24 protein-coding genes are annotated in these 22,341 nt (G+C 58.5%); 14 read left to right on the forward strand and 10 right to left on the reverse strand.

Features of this window, described 5'->3' with window-relative positions:
• Positions 1-81: 81 nt before the first annotated feature.
• The 3 genes from cpaB to ACR0IK_RS20035 form a co-directional block, all read right to left on the reverse strand.
• Positions 82-957 carry a Flp pilus assembly protein CpaB gene (gene cpaB, locus ACR0IK_RS20025; protein WP_480593932.1) on the reverse strand — a complete coding sequence of 292 codons (876 nt, stop codon included), beginning with the start codon at positions 955-957 and terminating at the stop codon, positions 82-84.
• Positions 958-1,107: 150 nt separating this feature from the next.
• Positions 1,108-1,323 (reverse strand): Flp family type IVb pilin, encoded by a 216-nt coding sequence (locus ACR0IK_RS20030; protein WP_480593930.1) that lies wholly within the window; start codon positions 1,321-1,323, stop codon positions 1,108-1,110.
• A gap of 98 nt (positions 1,324-1,421) precedes the next feature.
• Complete coding sequence (locus ACR0IK_RS20035) at positions 1,422-1,631, reverse strand: Flp family type IVb pilin (RefSeq protein WP_480593929.1); 210 nt, start codon at positions 1,629-1,631, stop codon at positions 1,422-1,424.
• A 353-nt stretch (positions 1,632-1,984) separates the two neighbouring features.
• Here ACR0IK_RS20035 and ACR0IK_RS20040 point away from each other — a divergent pair, with 353 nt between their 5' ends.
• On the forward strand, positions 1,985-2,851 hold the full coding sequence (locus tag ACR0IK_RS20040) for a lytic transglycosylase domain-containing protein (RefSeq protein WP_480642924.1): 867 nt from the start codon (positions 1,985-1,987) through the stop codon (positions 2,849-2,851).
• A 42-nt stretch (positions 2,852-2,893) separates the two neighbouring features.
• Here the strand turns inward: ACR0IK_RS20040 and ACR0IK_RS20045 are convergent, their stop codons facing one another.
• The 5 genes from ACR0IK_RS20045 to tldD form a co-directional block, all read right to left on the reverse strand.
• Complete coding sequence (locus ACR0IK_RS20045) at positions 2,894-3,520, reverse strand: CoA transferase subunit B (RefSeq protein ID WP_480593927.1); 627 nt, start codon at positions 3,518-3,520, stop codon at positions 2,894-2,896.
• Positions 3,520-4,224, reverse strand: a complete 705-nt coding sequence (locus tag ACR0IK_RS20050) for a CoA transferase subunit A (RefSeq protein WP_480642926.1) — start codon at positions 4,222-4,224, stop codon at positions 3,520-3,522. Before ACR0IK_RS20050 ends, ACR0IK_RS20045 begins: the two co-directional genes overlap by 1 nt.
• Before the next feature lie 103 nt (positions 4,225-4,327).
• Positions 4,328-6,946: a type I DNA topoisomerase gene (topA, locus tag ACR0IK_RS20055; RefSeq protein ID WP_480642927.1), complete on the reverse strand. Its 2,619-nt coding sequence runs from the start codon at positions 6,944-6,946 to the stop codon at positions 4,328-4,330.
• A gap of 159 nt (positions 6,947-7,105) precedes the next feature.
• Positions 7,106-8,233 carry a DNA-processing protein DprA gene (gene dprA / locus ACR0IK_RS20060; RefSeq protein WP_480642929.1) on the reverse strand — a complete coding sequence of 376 codons (1,128 nt, stop codon included), beginning with the start codon at positions 8,231-8,233 and terminating at the stop codon, positions 7,106-7,108.
• 227 nt (positions 8,234-8,460) lie between these two features.
• Positions 8,461-9,882 (reverse strand): metalloprotease TldD, encoded by a 1,422-nt coding sequence (tldD, locus tag ACR0IK_RS20065; RefSeq protein WP_480642931.1) that lies wholly within the window; start codon positions 9,880-9,882, stop codon positions 8,461-8,463.
• 176 nt (positions 9,883-10,058) lie between these two features.
• Here tldD and coxB point away from each other — a divergent pair, with 176 nt between their 5' ends.
• The 12 genes from coxB (at position 10,059) to ACR0IK_RS20125 (ending at position 20,614) form a co-directional block, all read left to right on the forward strand.
• Positions 10,059-10,970, forward strand: coding sequence for a cytochrome c oxidase subunit II (gene coxB / locus ACR0IK_RS20070; protein ID WP_480642932.1), 912 nt, complete (start codon positions 10,059-10,061; stop codon positions 10,968-10,970).
• Between the two features lie 74 nt (positions 10,971-11,044).
• On the forward strand, positions 11,045-12,001 hold the full coding sequence (gene cyoE / locus ACR0IK_RS20075; RefSeq protein WP_480642934.1) for a heme o synthase: 957 nt from the start codon (positions 11,045-11,047) through the stop codon (positions 11,999-12,001).
• On the forward strand, positions 11,998-12,159 hold the full coding sequence (locus ACR0IK_RS20080) for a hypothetical protein (RefSeq protein WP_480593918.1): 162 nt from the start codon (positions 11,998-12,000) through the stop codon (positions 12,157-12,159). The genes cyoE and ACR0IK_RS20080 overlap by 4 nt, the downstream gene beginning before the upstream one ends.
• Complete coding sequence (locus tag ACR0IK_RS20085; RefSeq protein WP_480593916.1) at positions 12,159-12,734, forward strand: cytochrome c oxidase assembly protein; 576 nt, start codon at positions 12,159-12,161, stop codon at positions 12,732-12,734. The genes ACR0IK_RS20080 and ACR0IK_RS20085 overlap by 1 nt, the downstream gene beginning before the upstream one ends.
• Positions 12,735-12,756: 22 nt before the next feature.
• Positions 12,757-13,572 carry a cytochrome c oxidase subunit 3 gene (locus ACR0IK_RS20090; protein ID WP_480642936.1) on the forward strand — a complete coding sequence of 272 codons (816 nt, stop codon included), beginning with the start codon at positions 12,757-12,759 and terminating at the stop codon, positions 13,570-13,572.
• 155 nt (positions 13,573-13,727) lie between these two features.
• Positions 13,728-14,405, forward strand: a complete 678-nt coding sequence (locus ACR0IK_RS20095) for an SURF1 family protein (RefSeq protein WP_480593913.1) — start codon at positions 13,728-13,730, stop codon at positions 14,403-14,405.
• Positions 14,402-15,790 carry a threonine synthase gene (gene thrC / locus ACR0IK_RS20100; protein WP_480642938.1) on the forward strand — a complete coding sequence of 463 codons (1,389 nt, stop codon included), beginning with the start codon at positions 14,402-14,404 and terminating at the stop codon, positions 15,788-15,790. The genes ACR0IK_RS20095 and thrC overlap by 4 nt, the downstream gene beginning before the upstream one ends.
• Complete coding sequence (locus tag ACR0IK_RS20105; protein ID WP_480642940.1) at positions 15,787-17,049, forward strand: M16 family metallopeptidase; 1,263 nt, start codon at positions 15,787-15,789, stop codon at positions 17,047-17,049. Before thrC ends, ACR0IK_RS20105 begins: the two co-directional genes overlap by 4 nt.
• Positions 17,049-17,633 carry a GNAT family N-acetyltransferase gene (locus tag ACR0IK_RS20110; RefSeq protein ID WP_480593908.1) on the forward strand — a complete coding sequence of 195 codons (585 nt, stop codon included), beginning with the start codon at positions 17,049-17,051 and terminating at the stop codon, positions 17,631-17,633. The genes ACR0IK_RS20105 and ACR0IK_RS20110 overlap by 1 nt, the downstream gene beginning before the upstream one ends.
• A 24-nt stretch (positions 17,634-17,657) precedes the next feature.
• The gene (locus tag ACR0IK_RS20115; RefSeq protein WP_480642943.1) at positions 17,658-18,056 is read left to right on the forward strand and encodes a hypothetical protein; all 399 of its coding nucleotides are present in this window, start codon (positions 17,658-17,660) and stop codon (positions 18,054-18,056) included.
• Positions 18,057-18,344: 288 nt separating this feature from the next.
• Positions 18,345-19,163, forward strand: coding sequence for an MBL fold metallo-hydrolase (locus tag ACR0IK_RS20120; protein ID WP_480642944.1), 819 nt, complete (start codon positions 18,345-18,347; stop codon positions 19,161-19,163).
• Positions 19,164-19,201: 38 nt separating this feature from the next.
• The gene (locus tag ACR0IK_RS20125) at positions 19,202-20,614 is read left to right on the forward strand and encodes an FAD-binding oxidoreductase (RefSeq protein ID WP_480642945.1); all 1,413 of its coding nucleotides are present in this window, start codon (positions 19,202-19,204) and stop codon (positions 20,612-20,614) included.
• Positions 20,615-20,653: 39 nt separating this feature from the next.
• On the opposite strand, the gene ACR0IK_RS20130 is transcribed toward ACR0IK_RS20125, so the two are convergent.
• Positions 20,654-21,136, reverse strand: a complete 483-nt coding sequence (locus ACR0IK_RS20130; RefSeq protein WP_480642946.1) for a fasciclin domain-containing protein — start codon at positions 21,134-21,136, stop codon at positions 20,654-20,656.
• Between the two features lie 168 nt (positions 21,137-21,304).
• Positions 21,305-21,844, reverse strand: a complete 540-nt coding sequence (locus tag ACR0IK_RS20135) for an adenine phosphoribosyltransferase (RefSeq protein WP_480593903.1) — start codon at positions 21,842-21,844, stop codon at positions 21,305-21,307.
• 322 nt (positions 21,845-22,166) lie between these two features.
• On the opposite strand from ACR0IK_RS20135, the gene ACR0IK_RS20140 reads away from it, so the two are divergent.
• Positions 22,167-22,340 carry a hypothetical protein gene (locus ACR0IK_RS20140; protein WP_480593902.1) on the forward strand — a complete coding sequence of 58 codons (174 nt, stop codon included), beginning with the start codon at positions 22,167-22,169 and terminating at the stop codon, positions 22,338-22,340.
• The last annotated feature ends 1 nt before the right edge of the window (position 22,341 follow it).

A 22,341-nucleotide genomic window follows, 5' to 3' on the forward strand; every position in this document is an offset into this window, starting at 1 on the left:
TTATGTGGACAATGCGCAACATCCAAAACGTAACAAGCCGCGCACATGGCGCGGCTTGCGGTCGTAAATCTCTGATTTACATCAGTTTGTACAAGGAATTTGGGTTTTGACGATCTCACCGCCGCGCCGCGTGTTCACGGTGCAGACCTTTTCTGTGACCGGGGCCGGAGCAGGAGCCGATTCCTTGAGGTTCAGCAATTTGCGCTGGTCCACTTCAACTGCAGTTGCGACCGTATCGTCCTGCACACCAACCAGGGCCAGTGACAACTGGCCAGTGTTCTGCGCCTGCGCCAAAGCCGCGATCTGTTCCGGTGTTGCAGCAACGGTCACGGTGCGCGCGATCGTCGCGCCGGTCAGGTCAGATCCGGCGGTCTGGTCCACTGCGATCAATTCGATGTTGGTCTGAATCAGGCGGGTGATTTGGTCACCGCCGCCTTCGAATTCTCGGCTGACAGAGCCGGTCCAATACACATCCACGCTGTCGCCTGGACGCAGAAAGCCGGAAACGCCCGACGAAACATCGACGCTGATAGCAAACGCGCGCATACCCTTTTCAATTCGGGAAACAAGGCCTGCTGCCTGGCCAGGCTTGGTGACCTTGACCTCCATCAGCGCTTCGTCTTTTTCCAACGCCCTTAGCACGAATCGATCACCTTTGGCGTCTTCGGGGAACAGTACTTCCATGTCCAAAAAGCTGCCTTCTGGAATGGCATCCTCGGGCCAGTTCACGATTCGAACATCATCCTCGACCAGCGGCTCGCCGTATTTCATGGCCCGGTTGGAAACGATGACGCCTACGGTTGGCACCGATTTGACGTTTGCCAGCGCATCCTTTGTGGCTTGGCGTTCACGGGCGAGCTGATCCTGGTGCTGAGCGATGTAGTCGCGAGCCATATAGACCGCACCCCCGGCCAAAGCTACCCCGGCAATCAGGACAAGTCCAAATACCAAACGCATTCGCGTCCCCTCGTTTTTCTTTTCCGTTTAGTTGCCGCAGAAACTACGACAAAGATCAGTTTTGGATAAAGGTAGATTGTGTCGAAAAAGGGGACAATATTTGAAATATTTTGCCTCCGTGGCTTTCGGGACAATCAAGGGCCGTATCGATCAGGGATCGGTTGCGCCGAATTTGACGCTGATCTCTTCAGCGACATCAACCTTGCTCAGGGCTGCGCCAGCTCTGGCATCCAGTTCTTTGACGGGTTGGCCAAAGTAAGCGTATACACCTGCGCCGATGCCCACGATCGCAGCTGTCAGCACGACCCAGTCAACAGTGACTGCCCCGTCTTCGTGCTCTATGAAAGTTTGGATTCTGTTCATCATGAAAGCGCCGGAGTTGGAGTTGTTGCAAAACAAATGGGGCCACGCCTGAACAGGCAAGGCCCCACAAAAGAATTTCTCAGACTAAGCTGTGGTTCCGATTACTTCGGGGTGATCGGAATATCGCTTGCAACGTTGGAGGCTGCGACATCCAGGGTCGAGCCAACGGCGTCTGCGATTGCTTTGGTACCATCACCAACTTGGGTGTAGGCAACGGCGGCCAGGCCAACAACAGCTGCGGTCAGAACAACCCAGTCAACAGTTACGGCGCCGTCTTCGTCTTTGCGGAAGTTCTTGATGAACTTGATCATGTTACGTCCCTCCTAAAGGATCAAAAAAGTCATTTAAACCTCGGCGTCTAACAGAGCTTTCTCTCTCAGTCCGCTCCCGACCGTCTCGGTATGGCATTATGTTTGCCTGTCTGGCATGGCAGGAATTGGGCCAAACACCGTCTTTTTTCTTCCGGGCTTAACTTTTTGGTAGTTTTATTTCTAACATATTGAAAATAAAGGTTTAAAAAATCACAAGGGAGGGCGCCCCATGTTGCCGCCGATGCAAAATTGCGGCAAATGAGGCGAAATTGCCCCAATTCGACGTGTTTTTCTGGCTTTTCAAAGGGATTCGCGCTTCAAAATGTTGAAAAGAAAAAGCACGAGGCAGGCAAATGAAACTCCGGGACGCAATGACCTGCGCCGGCATCTTGGCGCTGGTGGTGGCAGCACCAATGTCAGCTGTCGCAACCGAGACTGAACCCAGGGGCGTATATAAGAGAGTGAAGGCGCCAAAGCCTGGCACGCGGCCCAAGGTGACTGTTCAAATATCGCCCGAGGAACATGCGGCGGCCCCATACGCACCCAGCACCGGGGCTGAGATTTCCGTTCCCGAGGTTGCAACGCGCACAACAGCTGTCCCCCCAAGCGTTCCGGGCACAGGGCCAAAGAACAAGCCGGTCGGGTCATACAAAGCCTTCTGGGACAAAATTTCTCCGGCGCTCTCCGCATCGGGTGCGGGGCGGTTGAACGAAGCTATAAAAGCGTTGGCCGCGACCAATGTGGCCTCACCACGACTGCAGACTCTTCAGAACATCGCACAACAGCAGGGCATCGAGATCCTGCGCTCGACCGTGGGGACCAATGTTTCTCCGGCATTGGTGCTGGCCGTTATTTCTGTTGAATCCGCTGGTCGCGCGGATGCAGTCAGTTCTGCCGGGGCGCAGGGGTTGATGCAGTTGATGCCAGCAACCGCCAAACGATTTGGTGTTAAAGACAGCTTTAAGCCCTCTCAGAATATTTCGGGTGGGGTGAAATACCTGAACTGGTTGATGGAAGAATTTGGCAATGATCCGATTCTGGTGTTGGCCGGGTATAACGCGGGCGAAGGCGCGGTCCGCAAGCACAGTGGTGTGCCACCTTATGCCGAGACGCGCGACTATGTGCCTAAGGTCCTTGCGGCCTTTCAGATTGCCAAGGCCCTGTGTTCAACTCCGCCTGAGCTTATTTCGGACGGGTGCGTCTTCCAGACCCAGAACTGAAAAAGACCCGCCAGTAACGGCGGGCCATTTTGGTGTAAAGGATCAGTTGACGATCTTGGCTTCGGTGGCGGCGCGGATTTCGTCCTCGGTTACGCCCTCGGCAATTTCGACGATCTTCAGGCCACCTTCGACCACATCCAGAACACCCAGATTAGTGATGATGCGATCCACCACCTTCTTACCGGTCAGCGGCAGGGTGCATTTCTTCAGCAGTTTGGACTTACCGTGCTTGTTGGTGTGATCCATCACGACGATTACACGGCCCACGCCGGCCACAAGGTCCATCGCGCCGCCCATGCCTTTGACCAGCACGCCGGGAATCATCCAGTTGGCCAGATCACCTTCCTCGTCCACCTCCATCGCGCCCAGAACGGCTGCGGCGATCTTGCCGCCTCGGATCATGGCGAAAGAAGTCGCGCTGTCGAAGTAGGATGTGCGGGACAATTCGGTGATAGTCTGTTTGCCTGCGTTGATTAGGTCGGGGTCTTCCTCACCCTCGAACGGGAATGGTCCCATGCCCAGCATACCGTTCTCGGATTGCAGGGTGATGTCTTTGTCACCCACATAGTTCGCCACCAGCGTCGGGATGCCGATGCCGAGGTTTACATACATGCCGTCTTCCAGCTCTTGCGCCGCGCGGGCGGCCATCTGATTGCGATCCCAGGGCATTATGCGTCCTCCTTCTTGCGGGTGGTGCGCTGTTCGATGCGCTTTTCGTGATCGCCCTGAATAATGCGATGTACATAGATGCCGGGCAGGTGGATGCTGTCCGGGTCCAGCGAGCCGCGGGGTACGATTTCTTCGACCTCAGCGATGCAGATCTTTCCGCAGGTCGCGGCGGGTACGTTGAAGTTGCGGGCGGTCTTGCGGAAGATCAGGTTGCCGGTGTCGTCGGCTTTCCACGCCTTGACGATGGCCAGATCGGCGAAGATGCCCTCTTCCAGAATATAAGTCTCGCCGTTGAAGTCTTTGTGCTCTTTGCCCTCGGCAATCACGGTGCCCACGCCGGTCTTGGTATAGAAGCCGGGGATACCCGCACCACCGGCGCGCATCCGTTCGGCAAGGGTGCCTTGCGGATTAAATTCCAGCTCCAGCTCTCCGGCCAGGTACTGACGCATGAATTCGGCGTTTTCTCCGACGTAAGAGCTGATCATCTTTTTGACTTGCTTGGTCTGCAGCAGAATGCCGATCCCGAAATCGTCGACGCCCGCGTTGTTCGAGGCAAAGGTCAGGTCCTGAGCGCCCGAGTCCTTGATGGCCTCTAGCAGCAACTCGGGAATACCGCACAGGCCGAAACCGCCCGCGGCGATCATCATGCCGTCCGAAATCACTCCATCGAGCGCCTCGGTGGCATTGGCATAGACTTTCTTCATGGAAAACTCCCCCAATGACATGGTGATGGCGCAGGTTGTGCCGCCGCGTCACGGGGAAGTCAATGAAACCAAGGCGTAGGTGGTATTTCTACCTAGCCGACAGTCAGGTGGCCGCCTTTTTGGCCGTTTTCTTGGCGGCAGCTTTCTTCTTGGGGGTTGCTTTTTTCCTGGTGCCCTTTTTGGCCGCGCGCTCGTTGACCAATTCGATGGCCATTTCCTGCGTCACGTCTTCGGGCTTGATGTCCTTGGGAATGGTCGCGTTGACCTTTTCCCATTTCACATACGGCCCATAACGCCCGTCCAGAACCTGCATCGCACCGCCATCGGGGTGTTCGCCCAATTCTTTCAACGCTTTGGCTGCTGCGCGACGGCCCCGCCCGGGGTTGGCGCGCTTTTCGGCCAGCATTTCAACCGCGCGGTTCATGCCGATCTCGAACACGTCGTTGGGGTCTTTGAGGTTGGCATAAACCGGTTTGGCCTCATCCGCCAGCTGATGCATCAGATAAGGACCAAACCGCCCGAAGTTCGAGCTGATCATGCCGCCCTCGGGGTGTTCGCCGATCTGTCGGGGCAGGGACAGCAGGGTCAGAGCCTTGTCCAGATCCATGTCATCCTTGCTCCACCCGCGCGGCAGAGACGCACGCGGCGGTTTCTTGTTCTCGGGCGTCGGTTCGCCCCGCTGGACATATGGCCCAAACCGACCGGATTTCAGCCAGATCTCATCGCCAGCATCTTCGCCCAGCAGACGTTCATCGCCCTCGGCACCTTCACCGGCAATGGGGCGCGTGTATGTACACTCCGGATAGTTGCCACAACCAACGAAACCACCAGTGCGCGAGGTTTTCAGGTGCAATTGGCCCACGCCGCATTTCGGACAGACGCGCGGGTCGGACCCATCCTCGCGCGGCGGATACAGCTGTGGCGCCAGCGCTTCGTCCAGCTTGTCCAGAACTTCGGAAATGCGCAGTTCGGACGTCTCACCAATGGCGGCCGAGAAATCGCGCCAGAACTTGCTCAGCAACTCCTTGTAGTCACGACCACCCGCGCTGACGTCGTCCAGCTGTTCCTCAAGATTGGCAGTGAATTCATAGCCCACGTATTGCCGGAAGAAATTCAGCAGGAAGATCGTGACGATCCGTCCCTTTTCCTCGGGGATCAGCCTGTTCTTGTCCTTGCGCACATACTCCCGGTCCTGAATCGTGGTCACGATCGAGGCGTAGGTCGAGGGGCGCCCGATGCCCAGCTCTTCCATGCGCTTGACCAAGGTGGCCTCGGTGTAACGCGGCGGCGGTTGGGTGTGGTGTTGCAAGGCTAGAACAGCCTCGTTGTCCGATAGGAGGGCGGCCTTGTCCTCCGCCTTCGCGAACTGATCTTTCAGAGAGGTTTTGGCGAACGGCGCCGGATCGCCCTGCATGATCTGCGGCAGGCGCTTTTCGTCGTCGTCAGAGACGTCATCGCGACCTTCTTCATAAACGCGCATGAACCCGTCGAACAGAACCACCTGACCGGTTGCGCGCAGGCCGACCTGGCCATCGGCGCTGCCAATCTCGACCGTCGTCCGCTCCAACCGGGCGGCGGCCATCTGGCAGGCGATGGTGCGTTTCCAGATCAGGTCATACAGTCGGCGCTGATCCTCATCCGTGACCTTCAGTGCCTTGGCGTCGCGCGACATATCCGTCGGACGGATACACTCGTGGGCTTCCTGCGCGTTCTTGGCCTTGTTCTTGTACATGCGCGGGCTGTCAGGCACGTATTCCGCGCCATATCGCTCGGTAATCGCGTCGCGCGTGGCTGCGACGGCTTCGGGCGCCATGTCGATGCCATCGGTCCGCATATAGGTAATGTAACCCGCCTCATACAGCCGCTGTGCCACCTGCATCGCGTGCCGCGCGCCCATACCGAACTTGCGGCTGGCTTCCTGCTGCAGGGTCGAGGTCATAAACGGCGCGCTGGGATTGCGGGCGGCGGGTTTGGCCTCGACCGATGTGACGCTGAGCGCGCGGCTGGAGATTGCCTGAACCGCCAGTTCCGCCTGCGTGGCGTTCGCCAGATCGTGTTTGTCCAGTTTTCTTCCGGCCAGAGTGACAAGCCGCGCTTCGTAGGTCTGACCGCGCGGAGTTTCGAATAGGGCGCGCACCGACCAGTATTCAACCGGCTTGAACGCCTCAATCTCCATCTCGCGCTCGACAATCAGACGCAGGCAAACCGATTGCACCCGGCCCGCCGATTTCGCGCCCGGCAATTTGCGCCACAAAACCGGAGACAGGTTGAAGCCTACCAAATAATCGAGTGCGCGGCGGGCCAGATAAGCCTCGACCAGAGGCATATCGACCTCACGCGGGTTCTGCATCGCCTCGGTCACCGCGTCTTTGGTGATGGCGTTGAAGGTGACCCGGCTGACCGGAGTGTCCTTCTTGATCGAGCGCCGCTTGGTCAGCGCCTCCTGAAGGTGCCAGCTGATCGCCTCGCCTTCTCGATCGGGGTCAGTGGCCAGGATCAGGGCGTTGTCTTCCTTCAGCGCGTCAGCGATGGCTTTGACGTGCTTGCGGCTGTCATTGCCGACTTCCCATTTCATCGCAAATTCATGCGCGGGATCGACCGATCCGTCCTTGGGCGGCAGGTCCCGCACATGGCCATAAGACGCCAAAACCGTGTAGTCGGGGCCAAGATACTTATTGATTGTCTTGGCTTTTGCCGGGGATTCTACAACAACTACAGGCATTTAAGGGAAAACCTCGCTCGACGAATTGGGCGCCTTCTATGATCGTGCAAAATGTGTAGGGCAAGAGCGAATTGTCAATGCGTTCCTTCAAAAACCGAAATTAGACGGCAATTTCAGCGTGCTAGAAGTGAAAATACCCGTGCGTCACGCGAAAGTGCGTCAGGCCGTCAGGGACAGCAAACCGCCGGGCTGGCGCTGAACTCGCCCTTCCAGTTCCAGATCGACCAAAGCCGGACCAATCTCGCCCGCAGTGGCGGAGATGTCGCGGATCAACTGGTCTTCGGCTATCGGTGACGGTCCCAGCCGGGCCAGTATCTCATCATGTAATGCTGCACTCGAGGGGGCCTGTTCCACAGATGCTTCAGGCAGCGAGGCCTCAAACAAGTCTGCCTGCTGCTGCGGCAGCGCTTCGATTACGTCTTCGGCGGACCGCACCAGGGTGGCCCCGTCGCGGATCAAAAGGTTGCATCCGGCCGCACGGGCATCAAAGGGGTGGCCGGGTACAGCCAGAACCTCGCGGCCCTGATCCAAGGCGTCCCGCGCGGTGATCAGGCTGCCGGATTTAGCGGCGGCTTCAACCACGACAACCGCCTGAGCCAGCCCCGAGATGATCCGGTTGCGGCGCGGAAAGTGCCGTGCTTGCGGGGTCACGCCCATCGGTTGCTCGGACACGCGCAGCCCCGATTGGGCGATCTCTCTGGCCAGATCGGTGTTTTCTGCTGGGTAGATTACGTCCACGCCGCCAGCCATGACAGCAACAGTGCCGGTATCCAATGCTGCCATATGTGCAGAGGTGTCGATTCCGCGCGCTAACCCTGACACAACGATATACCCTTGCTTTCCAAGGTTGACCGCCAACCCACGCGCCATCCGTGCACCCAGTGACGAACAGTTTCGCGCCCCGACCATCGCAATGCAGGGTTTACGCAGCAAAGACACATCTCCAATCGCCCACAACATCGGAGGGGCATCCGACAAGTTATTCAAGGCATCAGGAAAATCAGCGGACCCAAGGCACAAAAGCCGCGCATTTGCGGCTTTTGCGGCCTTGAGTTCCGCCTCAATCACGCCGGGCGGGCAAATTTCATACCCTTCAATTCCGGCTGCACGTGCCATTTCAGGCAGCGCGGCCAGCGCGTTCTGCGCCGAACCATGTTCGCGCAACAGCCGACGAAACGTCGCCGGACCGACCTTGCGCGAGCGCAACAGACGAAGCCAGGAAAACCGATCCTCTTCCGTGGTGGGTGGGAGTGTGGGGTGATAGGAAGAAAGCTGCTCTTCGGTCATCCGTTGCTCCGCCTGATTGCAGAACTGGTTTACGGCTGCAGGGGTTAACAGCTTGTGAATCCTGTCAAATTATTCGGATAATTTTCGGGGCTTTATGTGCGAAACTTTGTAATAACCTGATTTTAAAGCGCAAAATAATGGCGCCCACTTGAGGTGTGAATCAAGCAGGCGCGAAAAAACCAAACTTCCAATGGCTAGGCGTTAACCATCGCTGGGGCGATTCTCTGTCAGGCTGCTGATCCGCCGACCGTCAGACCATCCAGCAGAACTGTAGGCTGACCGACACCTACCGGCACCCATTGACCGTCCTTGCCACAGGTTCCCATGCCCGGATCCAGTGCCATGTCGTTGCCCAAGCCGCGGATGCGGTTCAGTGCGGATGGCCCGTCGCCGATCAGTGTAGCGCCTTTGACCGGCGCGCCGATTTTACCGTTTTCGACACGGTAGGCTTCGGTGCAGGAAAACACGAACTTGCCGTTGGTAATATCCACCTGACCGCCGCCAAAACCCACGGCCCAGATGCCGTCTTTAATACCTGCAACCAAAGAGGCAGGATCGTCGTTCCCGCCCAGCATCACCGTATTGGTCATGCGCGGCATGGGATTGTGCGCATAGCTCTGTCGCCGCCCGTTGCCGGTAGGTGTAACCCCCATCAATCGGGCGTTCTGCCTGTCCTGCATATAGCCGGTCAGAATGCCGTCCTCGATCAGCACGGTCCGCGAACTTGGCGTGCCTTCGTCATCCACCGTAATCGAGCCGCGCCGGTTCGCGATGGTGCCGTCATCGACGACTGTCACGCCTTTGGATGCAATCTGCTGGCCCATTAGTCCGGCAAAGGCTGAACTTCCTTTGCGGTTGAAATCGCCTTCCAGCCCATGCCCGATGGCCTCGTGCAGCAGGATGCCGGGCCAGCCGGGGCCAAGGGCGACCTCCATCACACCGGCCGGGGCAGGGACGGCGTCCAGATTGACCAGCGCGATCCGCAGCGCCTCGCGGGCTTTGTCCTGCCAATCAGAGGGATCAATCAGCCCGTCCAGACCCACGCGACCTCCACCACCTGCCGAGCCACTTTCGCGGCGGCCGTTCTGTTCAACTATGACCGAGATATTCAGGCGGGTCATCGGACGCACATCGCGCACCAGAACACCATCTGGGCGCAGGATTTCGACCTCTTGCACGGCGGCGGCAATGGTGGCGCTGACCTGTACGACGCGCGGGTCAAGGTCGCGGGTGTAGGCATCTATCTCGCGCAGGGTTTCGATCTTGACCGGGAAGCTGGCGGATTCGATCGGGTCTTCGTCCGTATAAAGTCGCGTATTTGTAGGGCGCGGTGCTTCTGCCAATGTACCGCCACCGTCGCCCACAGCCAGGCGGGCGGTTTCTGCTGCCCGTTTCAGCGCGGGAATAGAGACGTCGGTAGAATGGGCATATCCTGCAACCTCACCTTGAACGGCGCGCAGGCCGAACCCTTCGGATGCGTCATAGGATGCGGTCTTCAAACGCCCGTCATCAAAGACCAGAGATTCGGACTTTCGCCGTTCTACGAACAGTTCTCCGTCTTCCGCCCCGGCAGTAGCAGACTGCAAAACCGCGAGCGCTTCGTCCTGCGGAAGAGCGCTTTCAAAGGGGCGAAACGGGTCGTTGGGCATCACTTGGTACCTTTCGGGTTTGATCCAGATCAAAAATAGCGTCTGTTTGACGCAAGCATTTTGCTTTATCTAGCATCAGGAATATGGTTTTTAACTTCGCCAAAGACAACGGGAGAGGTGCGACCGATTCACACCTTTTCGCCAGGGACGCAAAGATCAAACGATCAGGACAGAAAATGAAGAATGCTTTGATGCTTTCGGGGTTCATGACAGCCCTCTCCAGCCTTCCCGCCATGGCTCAGGAGCTTGAGATTATTGGCAAACCGGTTGACGGCGGCTTGGGTTTCCAGCCCGCGGCCACCAGTCTTGCCGACGGGATTCAGCGGCTGGACAGCATGATTCTGGTGATCATCACCGCGATCTGCCTGTTCGTGGCTGCGCTGCTGGTCTATTGCATCGTGCGTTACAACCAGCGTGCGAACCCGACACCGGCGCGCTTCTCGCACTATACCCCGGTTGAAATCGCCTGGACGTTGGGCCCGATCTTGATTCTGGTCTTTATCGGCGCCTTCTCGTTGCCGGTTCTGTTCAAGCAGCAGGAAATTCCCGAGGGCGATGTTGTGATCAAGGTGGTGGGCAACCAGTGGTACTGGACCTACGAGTATGTCGATCACGATTTTGCATTCGACAGCTACCTGCTGGGCCACCCGGCCACGCTGGACGAAGGTTCGCGCCCGGGTGATGCGGATGTTACTCCGTTTGTTCTGGATGACGCCATGCGCGCCAAGCTGGCCGATGCCGGTTACAGCGATGACGAATGGCTGCTGGCCACCGACACCGCCGTTGTCGTACCGGTCGGCAAGGTCATCGTGATGCAGGTCACCGCCTCCGACGTGATCCACTCGTGGACCATCCCGTCCTTCGGCGTAAAGCAGGACGGTGTACCGGGTCGTCTGGCGGAACTGTGGTTCCAGGCCGACAAGGAAGGTGTCTATTTCGGCCAGTGCTCGGAACTGTGCGGCAAAGACCACGCCTATATGCCGATCACGGTCAAAGTGGTCAGCGAAGAGGCGTATGAGCAATGGCTGCAAGGCGCTCTGGAAGAGTATGCAGGCCAGCCTGCTGCCTATCAGGTTGCCTCGAACTGAGCCTGCCAAGGCTTAGGTAAACACTCGCAGGCTGCGCGGGGATCGCGCGGCTTTGGCCCCCAGAAGGACCGGACATGAGCGACGCAAGCATCAATGCCAGCACTGTGACCGCCACGGCGCGCGCGGACGAGGCCAGTTTTGGCGACTATTTCGCCCTGTTGAAACCGCGCGTGATGTCTCTGGTTGTGTTTACCGCTCTGGTCGGTCTGCTGGCTGCGCCGGTACAGGTACATCCGTTTGTGGGCTTTTGTGCCATCCTGTTCATCGCCATCGGTGGTGGCGCGTCCGGCGCGCTGAACATGTGGTGGGATGCGGATATCGACAAGGTGATGAAACGCACGAAACGTCGCCCGATCCCGTCCGGTAAGGTCGATGAGGGTGAAGCTCTGGCGCTTGGACTGGCGCTTTCCGGCCTGTCCGTGATCATGCTGGGGCTGGCGACAAATTGGTTCGCCGGTGCCTTTCTGGCTTTCACCATCTTTTTCTACGTGGTCGTCTATACTATGTGGCTGAAGCGCTCGACGCCTCAGAACATCGTGATCGGCGGCGCAGCCGGGGCATTCCCGCCGGTGATCGGCTGGGTGGCCGCCACCGGGTCGATGACGCTGGAACCGTGGTTGATGTTCGCGCTGACCTTCATGTGGACGCCGCCGCATTTCTGGGCGCTGGCGCTGTTCATGCGTTCGGACTATGACGATGCGGGCGTGCCGATGCTGACCGTAACCCACGGTCGCCGCGCGACACGCTGGCATATTCTGGTCTATACTGCGTTGTTGGCCGCGCTGGCAGTTGGCACCGCATTTTCGGGCATTGGCGGCCCGATCTATCTGACTGTTGCGGTGGTGATGAACGCTCTGTTCCTGCGCGGTGCGTGGCAGATCTCGCGTCGGACCGAGGACGACGCAGAGGAGGACAATTTCAGGGTCGAGCGCGCTTTCTTCAAGCTGTCACTGCTCTACCTGTTCCTGCACTTCGGTGCGATTCTGGCCGAAGCGCTGTTGAAACCCTATGGCTTGGGAGGATGGTCATGAGCCTGCGCAAAGGCCACGAACTGCATGAACGCCGCTTTAGCCGAAATCTGGGGGTTGGCCTGACATTGGCGGCCTTCATCGTGATCATCTTCGGCCTGACCATCGTCAAAGTCTCAGGCACAAGCCTGGGTGTGCCGGCGCAGGAGGTGCAGAACTGATGGCATTGACCGGTCCACAGAAAACGGTGGCGCAGACGGTGGGTGTGGTTGTCTTGATGGGCAGCCTGGCCTGGGCCGCTGTCCCGTTCTACGACTGGTTCTGCCGCGTCACCGGTTTTGGTGGCACCACCGGCGTTTCCGCACAGGCGCCCGAGGATATTCTGGACCGCACCGTGACCGTCCGCTTTGACGCCTCGAAGGCCAAGGACATGGCTTGGGAGTTCAAGCCCGTCGAGCGCGAGATGGAAGTGCGCATCGGTGAGACCGGGTTGGCCTTCTATGAGGCCTATAACCCGACCGACCGACCGATTGCAGGGCAGGCGTCCTATAACGTCGCGCCTTATTCGGCCGGTGGGTATTTTCAGAAAATCGCCTGTTTCTGCTTTGAAGAGCAGGTGCTGAAGCCCGGTGAACGGGTTCAGATGCCGGTAACTTTCTTCGTCGAACCTGAAATGGTCGAGGATCTTGAAGCCAAGTATGTGCATACGATCACTCTGTCGTATACATTTTATGAAATAGACCTGCCCGAGGGCTACGCCGCCCTTGAAACGCAGGCAGATACAAACACGAACTAACGCCTGTAGGTGAGGGACGCTGATGGCACACGCTAAAAACCATGATTATCACATTCTGACCCCGTCGATCTGGCCGCTATTTGGCGCGGTCGGCGGCTTTGTGATGCTGTTCGGAGCTGTCCTCTGGATGCACGGCATCACTTCGTTCATGTTCTGGGCCGGTCTGGTGGCAGTTCTCTACACCATGTTTGCATGGTGGTCCGAAGTGGTGGCCGAAAGCCGCGCGGGCGATCACACACCGGTTGTTCGTATCGGCTTGCGCTATGGTTTCATCCTGTTCGTGATGTCCGAGGTGATGTTCTTTTTCGCCTGGTTCTGGTCGTTCTTCAAACATCGCATGTACCCGATGTACGATTATGCAGGAACTGAGTACATACAGCCGGATATCCACGCGGTTGATCCGTTCCACCTGCCGCTGATCAACACTCTGGTTCTGCTGCTGTCGGGGTGTGCCATTACCTGGGCGCACCATGCTCTGGTCCATGGCAATGATCGCAGGGCGCTGGTGCAGGGTCTGGCCATCGGTATCGCTCTGGGCATCGCATTTACCTTCCTGCAGGGCTTTGAATATTATGAACTGCTGGCCCATGAAGGTTGGAAATTCGGTGGCGATCAGTTCTATTCGAACTTCTTCATGGCCACTGGTTTCCACGGTGCGCATGTGATCATCGGCACCATCTTCCTTTCGGTTTGTCTGATCCGGGCTCTGCGTGGTGACTTTACCCCCGAAAAGCACGTCGGGTTCGAGGCCGCGGCCTGGTACTGGCACTTCGTTGATGTTGTGTGGCTGTTCCTGTTCTTCGCCGTCTACATCTGGGGTCAAGCGCCACTGATGTAACGCCGGTTGGGCTGTTCAATTGCAAAAGCCGCCCTTTGGGGCGGCTTTTTCTCAATTAGGTAGCAAGATTGCGCCCCATACAATTGCGTGGTTGCAATTCGGTCCGCGTGCCCCTTAACAAGACGCCGGTTCCGGATTTGCAACATGGTCTATAGATGCGCCGCATTCTCTTTTTGATGATTTTCGGTCTTGCCGGCTTGGGTGTGTTGCTCTGGCTGGGCATCTGGCAAGTGCAGAGGTTGGCGTGGAAACAGGAAGTGCTGTCGGACATCGAGGCCAGGATTGAGGCGAAGCCTGTGGGCTTGCCACGGGATATCTCGCCAGAGCGAGACAGATATTTGCCGGTGACGGTGGCCGGAGAAATGGAGCCGGGAGAAATCCATGTTCTTGTTTCGGTCAAGCAGGTTGGGGCGGGGTATCGGATCATTCAATCCTTCAGCACGGAAGCCAGGACCATTCTTGTGGACCGGGGTTTTGTGCAGACGACTGCCAAGCAGGCTGATCGCTTAACCGGGCCGATGGAGGTTACTGGCAATCTGCACTGGCCGGACGAGATCGACGGTTACACGCCCGAACCAGACATTGACGACAACATTTGGTTTGCCCGGGACGTGCCCAATCTGGCTGCGGCCCTGGGGGCCGAGCCTGTACTGTTGATCGCCCGATCGGAAACGGACCCGGGTGTTACGCCTCTGCCGGTGGATACGGCGGGCATTCCCAACGATCATCTGCAATACGCAATCACATGGTTTGGTCTGGCTCTGGTCTGGGCCGCGATGACCGGCTATTTCCTGTGGCGCAGTCGCGCCCCTTCTGAAAGTGAAGAGCAATGAAATACATCTCGACCCGTGGCCAAGCGCCTGAACTGACCTTTGAAGAGGCGATGCTGACCGGGCTGGCCCGTGACGGCGGCCTGTACCTGCCTGCCGAGATCCCGGTGATGTCGCAGGACGAGATCGCGGCGCTGGCCGGTCTGCCCTACGAGGAAATCGCGTTCCGCGTGATGTGGCCCTTTGTCAGCGGTTCGTTCGCCGAGGATGAGTTCAAGGCCATCATTGCCCGCGCCTACGAAGGGTTTGGTCACGACGCGCGCGCGCCGCTGAAGCAACTGAGCGAAAATCACTTCCTGCTGGAATTGTTCCACGGGCCGACGCTGGCGTTCAAAGATTTTGCGATGCAGCTGATCGGCCAGCTGTTTCAGGTGGCCCTGAAGCGCCGCGGTGAACGTGTGACCATCGTTGGCGCGACCAGCGGTGACACTGGCTCGGCGGCGATTGAGGCGTTCCGGGGGCTGGACGCGGTGGACGTGTTCATCCTGTTCCCGCATGGCCGCGTGTCCGAAGTACAGCGCCGCCAGATGACGACGCCTGCGGACAGCAATGTGCACGCGTTGGCCGTGGATGGCGATTTCGACGATTGTCAGGCCGCGCTGAAAGACATGTTCAACGATTTCGACTTCCGCGATGGAGTGAAACTGGCCGGGGTGAACTCGATCAATTTTGCGCGGGTTCTGGCGCAGATCGTCTATTACTTTTCGGCTGCTGTCAGCCTCGGCGCGCCGCACCGCAAGGTGAGCTTCACCGTTCCCACCGGCAATTTCGGCGACATCTTTGCGGGCTATCTGGCCAAACGCATGGGGCTGCCCATCGACCGTCTGGTGGTGGCGACCAACCAGAACGATATCCTGCATCGCTGCCTGTCGGGCGAGGGGTATTTCAAGGGCGACACCATCCCTTCGATCAGCCCGTCGATGGATATTCAGGTCAGCTCGAACTTTGAGCGTGCGCTGTATTATGCCTATGGCGAGGATGGCGGCGCCGTGGCGCAGCTGATGGATGAACTCAAGACCGGAGGTTTCAACGTCAGCCAGGGTGCAATGGAAGCCCTGCGCGAGAGCTTTGACTCGGGCCGTGTGTCCGAGGATGAAACTTTGGAGACCATCAAGCACACGCTGGATCATAGTGCCGAGCTGGTCTGCCCGCACACCGCCGTGGGTATCAAGGTTGCCGAAGAACAGCGCGCGGTGGCGGTTCCCATGATCACATTGGCCACCGCACACCCGGCGAAATTCCCGGCGGCGGTCGAGAAGGCAAGCGGCGAACATCCGCCTCTTCCCTCTCGCATGTCTGATCTGTATGAACGTCCGGAACGGGTGACCCGCATTGCCAACGATCTGGGTGCCCTTGAGGATCATATCAGAAGGCACATCGCTGAGTGACAGTCAGACAAGACCAACTGAAGAACGGGTTTCGTATCGTCAGTGAAAACATGCCGGGGCTGCAATCTGCGGCCATCGGCATTTGGGTGACCGCCGGCGGGCGGCATGAGCGGATCGAGCAGAACGGGATTGCGCATTTCCTTGAGCATATGGCGTTCAAGGGCACCGAGCGGCGTTCTGCGCTGCAAATCGCCGAAGCGATCGAGGATGTGGGCGGGTACATCAACGCCTATACCTCGCGCGAGGTGACGGCCTATTACGCGCGGGTTCTGAAAGACGATGTGGCGCTGGCGATGGATGTGATCGGCGACATCGTTCTGAACCCGATCTTTGATCCGCGCGAGATCGAGGTCGAGCGCGGCGTGATCTTACAGGAAATCGGCCAGGCTTATGACACGCCCGATGACGTGATCTTTGACTGGTTGCAAGAGCAGAGCTATCACGATCAGCCGTTGGGCCGCACCATTCTTGGCCCGACCGAGCGGGTGAGTGCTTTCTCGCGCGAGGACCTGTCGGGATTCGTGGCCGAGCATTACGGCCCCGAGCAGATGATCCTGTCGGCTGCTGGCGCCGTGGATCATGACCAACTGATGAAAATGGCTGAAGAGATGTTTGGCTATCTACAGCCGAGCAGGGGCCTTATCCCCGAAGCAGCACAGTTCACAGGTGGCGAAGCGCGGCAGGAGAAAGAGCTGGAACAGGCGCATTTCGCGCTGGCGTTGGAAAGCCCGGGCTATCGCGACGATGCGATCTATACGGCACAGATTTACTCGACTGCATTGGGCGGGGGTATGTCCTCGCGCCTGTTTCAGGAAGTGCGGGAAACCCGCGGGCTCTGCTACACGATCTTCGCGCAAACCGGGGCCTATGCGGATACCGGGACGACGACGATCTATGCAGGGACCTCCGCCGATCAGGTAGCGGAACTGGCGACAATCACTATCGACGAGATGAAGCGCGCCGCCGAGGACATGAGCCCCGAAGAGGTTGCTCGTGCGCGTGCCCAGATGAAGGCTGGAATGCTGATGGGGCTGGAAAGCCCGTCGAACCGGGCGGAACGTCTGGCGCGGTTGGTGCAGATCTGGGGCCGAGTACCCTCGCTTGAGGATACCGTCGCCAAGATCGATGCGGTCAGCACCGAGGACGTGCGTGCCTTTGCCGAAGACATGGCCGTAAAGGCCCCGGCAGCGCTGGCCCTTTATGGTCCGGTTTCCGGTGCACCCACCTTGGCTGAATTGCAGGAGAGGCGCGCGGCGTGATGCTGTTGGGCAGACGCAAGCTGAAACTCGAAACCGAGCGCCTGAGCCTGCGCCCGCCCGTGCATTCCGACTTCAATGACTGGGCGGCGCTGCGGCGTGCGTCCAAGGAATTCCTGACCCCGTGGGAGCCGGTCTGGGCCAAGGATCACCTGAGCCGGAAATCCTTTACCAATCGGGTCTATTGGGCGCAGAGGTCGGTTTCCAGCGGCACCGCGATCCCTTTGTTCCTGTTCCGCCGATCTGACGATGTGCTGCTGGGCGCAATCACCTTGGACAATGTGCGTCGCGGTCCGGCACAGGCAGGGACGCTGGGGTATTGGACCGGTGAGGCCTTCGCCCGCAACGGGTATATGCGCGAGGCGATCGGGGCCGTGGTGCACCACGCCTTTACCCGTCTGGACCTGAGCCGGATCGAGGCTGCCTGTCTGCCGGAAAACAAGCCGTCCCGCGGGTTGCTGGAAAGCTCGGGCTTCAAATACGAGGGCGTGGCGCAGTCTTATCTGCAGATCAACGGGCGCTGGCGGACGCATGTCTTGTACGCCAGCCTGCGATCGGACCGGCGCGGAAAGACTGACGCAGGGTAGGGCGTGGCGCGGGCAAGGAAGCCGATGGTCTGGATCAGCCATGCAATGATGAGCGTTTCAAAAATCAAAGGGTTTGAAGCTGACCTAGTCCTGAGTGACAGTAAACGCGCTATCGAGGCGATGACCCGGAATAAGCTTGGAGAAGTTCAGCCAGACGAAATTTTCCCAAAAGAATTACATGCAAAATGCAAAGACAAAAAGGAAGGGAAGCAACCCCACCTATTCATGGTTGGAGGTTTTTGGGCGGTTTCTTCTTACTGTGCCGCTGTTTTGCGTCAATTCGATCTGGGTGAGGGAAAGCTCTATCCAGCGAAACTGCTTCAACATGACCGTACCAAGCCCGTTGAAGGCGAGTACTTCTGTTTGAACTTTGGTGCGCAGAAGACGGCCGTTCTTACGGATCAGCCACCACGCATAGATTAGCCTAGCGCGAACCATGACGTCTGGGAGCCTATGGCGTGCAGGACAAGGATATCGCTGTCTCGTCGAACGCTTAGGAAGGACTGGGTCTTTGGATGGACACGCGGTTGCACCGCGCTTTTTTTGTGAGTGATCCGTTGGTACAAGCCTTACGCGTAGCGAAGGTTTCTCGCCCATACGCGCTGCGCAAGTGCGTCGTCATCTAAGACTGCCGCTATGACCAGCCCCGTGTTTTCGCTGACCCACCATTTGCAGGGGTGACTTAACTGCGCGCTGCGCTACACTTCCCTCATGCGCTGGATTGTTGCGGCATTGATGGTGATTTCGGGCGGGGCTGCGGCGCAAGAGCGGCGACCGAGCCATTGTATAGCCATCGCGGATGCTGCGCCTGGAATCGAGTATGTTCACAAGGCCGCGTGGCAGGACCCGATACCCGAGTATTCAGTTCGGATCAGCTATATCGCACACGCCTCGTTTCTGATCCAGACGCGCGGCAGGTTGAACGCGGTGACCGATTTCACCGGCTTTATCGGCAGCGCTGATCTGATCCCGGATGTGGTCACCATGAACCACGCGCACAGCACCCATTGGACCGCGCATCCCGATCCGGCCATTCCGCATGTACTGCCCGGCTGGGGAGATTTCGGGCAGGGGATCGAGCATCACCTTGATCTGGGTGAGATGCTGGTGCGCAATGTCTCGACCGATATCCGGTCCCCCTATGGCGGGGTCGAAGAGCGTGGCAATTCGATCTTTGTGTTTGAGATCGAAGGGCTGTGTATCGGTCACCTAGGGCATCTGCATCATGTGCCGTCGGACGAACAGTTTGCTGCCTTGGGGCGGTTGGATGTGGTGATGGCCGCAGTGGATGGCGGCACGACCATGCCTCTGCCCGAAATGATCTCGGTTTTGAGGCGGCTGAAAAGCTCGGTCATTATCCCGATGCACTGGTTTTCCGGCTTTTCGCTGGACCGGTTTCTGGTTGATATCCGCAATGACTTCCCGGTCGAGCGTAATGGTGTCTCGGAACTGACCGTATCGCTGAAGACGCTTCCGGACCGACCCACCGTAGTGGTGCTGGAGCCGCGCTATCTGATTGAATTGGAATAGGGCTTGTGGGGGTAAGGCTGCTTGGGCAAGGAATGGGTATGATACTGAATCCTGCCGATGAGACCCTTGCCAAACTGATCCGGGCCGATCTGGGCGGCGATATCCTGCGCCCTGTCACCGAACGTTACTTGGAGGAACCGCGTCGCCGGTTTGCCGGGCAGGCGGGGCTGCTTGCCCTGCCGCGAACAGTTGAGGACGTGTCTGCATTGGTCCGACTGGCCTCGGAAGCGCGGGTTCCGGTTGTACCCTATGGCGGTGGCACCGGGCTGGTGGGCGGGCAGGTCATGCCCGAGGGGCCTGCGCCGCTGTTGATCTCGCTGGAGCGGATGACGGCGATCCGGGCGGTGTACCCGACCGAGAACATTCTGATCGCCGAGGCGGGTGCCATTCTGGCCGATGTTCAGGCCGCAGCTGAGGACGCCGACCGGCTGTTCCCCCTGGCGCTGGCGGCGCAGGGATCATGCCGGATCGGTGGGAACCTCGCCACCAATGCGGGCGGGGTGAACGTTCTGCGCTATGGCAATGCGCGCAATCTGTGTCTGGGGTTGGAGGTGGTTTTGCCCAACGGTGAGATCTGGCACGGGCTAAGCCGCTTGCGCAAGGACAACACTGGGTATGATCTGCGCAACCTGTTGATCGGGTCCGAGGGGACGCTGGGGATCATCACGGCGGCCTCTCTGCATCTGTTTCCTCGGCCCGAAGCGGTGGGAACCGCGATGCTACAGATCACGTCGCCTGAGTCCGCGATCGAGTTGCTGGCGCTGGCGCGGGACCAGTTGGGTGATGCGGTCAGCACGTTTGAGCTGATCCACCGGCAGGGGCTGCAATTCCTGACCGAGGTGCTGCCGGATGTGCGGCAACCCTTTGTGACCCAGCCGGAATGGTGCGTGCTGATCGAAATAGGGCTGTTTGCCGGGCACGCACCGTCGGAGGCGCTGGAAACGCTTTACGCCGCGGCGGACAAGGCTGGATTGGTTGGTGATGCGGTCATCGCGCAGAGCGAGGCGCAGCGTATGGACCTCTGGGCCGTGCGCGAACGCATCCCCGAGGCGAACCGTTTGATCGGGTCGGTGTCGAGCCACGATATCTCAATCCCGATCTCGCGGATTCCCGAGTTTATTGGTCGTGGTGCCGAAGTGGTGGCAGGGCTTGGCCCATTCCGCATCAATTGCTTTGGGCATATGGGGGACGGCAATCTGCACTACAACATTTTTCCGCCGCTGGGCCATGACCGGTCAGAATTCGATGGGCAAAGGCAGGCTGTAAAGCACGCCGTGCATGATCTGGTTAACGCGTTCGACGGGTCCGTCAGTGCCGAGCACGGGGTCGGACGGCTCAAAGCCGGTGATTTGGAGACATACGGGGACGCGACAAAGTTGGCTGCCATGCGCACCATCAAAACGGCGCTGGACCCTTTGGGGATCATGAACCCAGGCGCGGTTCTAAGGTGAAGGCGCGGCCCTTGGCCGTGTCGGACCGCGCCGAAGCATTTACGAGCCCGGCAGGATGACCTTGTCGATGACGTGTATCACGCCATTCGAGGTCTCGATATCGGCCTGAACGACGTTAGCGTCATTCACCTTCACACCGTTGTCCAGATCGATCGTGATGTCCCCGCCCTGAACCGTGGCTGCGGTCATATCGTCGGACAGATCGCCCGACATCACTTTGCCGGGCACCACGTGATAGGTCAGAACCGCGACCAGCTGATCCTTGTTCTCGGGCATAAGGAGCGTTTCCACAGTGCCTTCGGGCAGGGCCGCGAAAGCGTCATCCGTGGGGGCGAACACGGTGAACGGGCCTTCACCCTTCAGCGTGTCCACCAGATCGGCGGCCTGAACAGCAGCGACGAGGGTTTCAAAGCTGCCGGCACCGACGGCGGTGTCGACGATATCCTTGGAGTGAACATCAGCGAAAGCGGGTGTGCCGACGAGCAGGCTGGCCACACCGGCGTAAGCGAGTTTGCGAAACATGATACAAATCCCTTGTTGAAATGCCTCAAGCGGCATCAACAGGGGTACGGGTTCCCCTCACAACAAGATCACTGAATGTGTCTTTGGGATCGGGTTGATATTGGGCTAAACCGCGCTAAGCCCGCTTAGCCTCGGACATCCACTCACAAATTTGTGACCGCAAAGTGCCTACAGCCCTTCGAATTCGCACAAAATATGCACGTCCATGCCCATGTCTTCCAGCACCTTGCGGCCGCCCAGTTCCGGCAGGTCGATAATGAAGGAGCATGAGACGATCTCACCGCCCAAGCGTTCGATCAACTTGATCCCGGCGGCGGCTGTACCTCCGGTTGCCAGCAGATCATCGACGACAAGGATTTTCTCGCCCGGTTGAATAGCGTCGTCGTGAATCTCGACGATGGCCTCACCATATTCCAGTTTATAGTCTTGGCTGATGGTTGTGCCGGGCAACTTGCCCTTTTTGCGGATCGGGACAAAGCCGACGCTCAACTGGTGGGCAATTGCGCCACCGAGGATGAAGCCGCGGGCCTCAAGTCCGACAACCTTGTCGATCTGCTCGCCAGCATAGGGGTGCAGCATCTGGTCAATCGCCATGCGGAATCCGCGCGGGTCGGCAAACAGGGTGGTAACGTCCCGAAACATGATCCCTTCGTGCGGGAAATCAACGATGGTTCGGATGTAATCTTTGACCGACTTGTTTCTGGACATGGCCAACCCCTCTGGCGTCAAAACACGCGGGCGTGTTTGGCCCATTGGGGTCAGCCTTGCAAGGAAAGATTGCCGCCGCCTTACTTGCGGCGATGCAAAACAGAGTTCGGCAAGCTTTTGTACCGGTAAAGCGCGGCAGGCAGCCACGACAGGTGCGGTTTGCGCCAGTTGCGCTGGTCTCGCAAAAGAAATGCCTGAGCAGCATGAAGGTTCATTGCCATATTCCCCATTTTATTGTTAGGTGCTCGATAACTACAATTTCTATGCCATGTATATACAATGCATCGCTTATAGAATCAAGGGTTGAACAGGGGCAAGACGCGTGGGAAAGAAGGACGGTAGAGGTTCTACCAAGAAAAACAGTCAGTTGGTCTTGCGATTGGACAAGGATGAACGCGACGCATTTGTCGAACTTTGCAAGGAACTGGATACCTCAGCCGCACGGGAAATCCGGCGGTTCATCCGTGGTTTCATGAAGGAACACGCCGAGGATTGAT

It is taken from the genome of Ruegeria sp. BF7, from assembly GCF_056538605.1.